The sequence below is a fragment of the Lactobacillus helveticus DSM 20075 = CGMCC 1.1877 genome, from assembly GCF_000160855.1.
GTDB lineage: Bacteria > Bacillota > Bacilli > Lactobacillales > Lactobacillaceae > Lactobacillus > Lactobacillus helveticus.
Genome location: NZ_GG700756.1, coordinates 75,487 through 76,487 on the forward strand (window position 1 = coordinate 75,487; position 1,001 = coordinate 76,487).

Here is a 1,001-nt window from a genome sequence, read left to right on the forward strand (position 1 = left end):
TAGATAACAGAGTTAGAGAAAGTAGATGAATGATAATGAAGAATTGGCCTAAAAACTGGCGAATTACCTTTGCAGTGATCACAATTGCAATTGGGTTAATCGCAATCTATGCAAACGTCTTTTTGAATAACAGTTCACCATTTAGAACTTGGTCCTACTTAGGACTATTGATTATATTTGCAATAATATATTTTGTTGATCTAAAAACTGATCCTAAGTTTTCAATGCTTGTTGGTTTATTCATGCTAAATTGGATCGATGGTCAAGTATGGTTACCAAGTTTTATTGCGCCATACCGCGGATTGATTTTCACTCTAATTTTCATCTGCATAATAGCAATGGAAATTTATAGCATTATTAACTGGCGTAGATATAAGAAAAATAATCGTTAATAAAAATAAAACCACTATTCAACGTCAAATTGAATAGTGGTTTTATTTTTTAAAAAACTTTGCACACATGCAAAACGGGTTGCATTAACATAGACCTTTGGTATTCTAGCAATGACCTGACTTATTCATTTACAAAATCAGAAAGGATCAAAATTTTGAAAAAGAAGCTTCAAATTAGTTTATTCATCATCTCACTGATCTTATCTATAGCTGCTTTCAATGTATTGTTAACATGCATGTCCAAGAACACCTTTAACATTAAAGATATACCCATCTTTCTCTATGTCATATGTATTTTGATTACTGGAATCTTAATTCTATTTCCTAAACTAAATTATCTAATGATGTTAATTTCTACAGCTTTATTAATAATCACCATAGCTACCTAGATCAAGTTCCTAGAAATAAGCGTCATCTATACACCATTCATCGCCTACCTAGTACTATGCTCATTGGCAGGTTACTATTCAACCAAAAGAAAAAGATCATAAGTTAAATATGTTTACTAAACGAGAATTAAAAATCATTACTAACATTATTATCATAAGCTAAGCTATATCATAGTTTTAGGGCCAACCTTCATTTTTGGTTTCACCAAAACAGATAATT

1 protein-coding gene is annotated in these 1,001 nt (G+C 30.5%); it reads left to right on the forward strand.

Translation table 11 applies throughout. The annotated features are described in order from the left end of the window. Positions 1 to 35 precede the first annotated feature (35 nt). A complete protein-coding gene (locus HMPREF0518_RS06925) occupies positions 36 to 392 on the forward strand; it encodes a hypothetical protein (RefSeq protein WP_020828952.1) in 357 nt (118 codons plus the stop codon). The last annotated feature ends 609 nt before the right edge of the window (positions 393 to 1,001 follow it).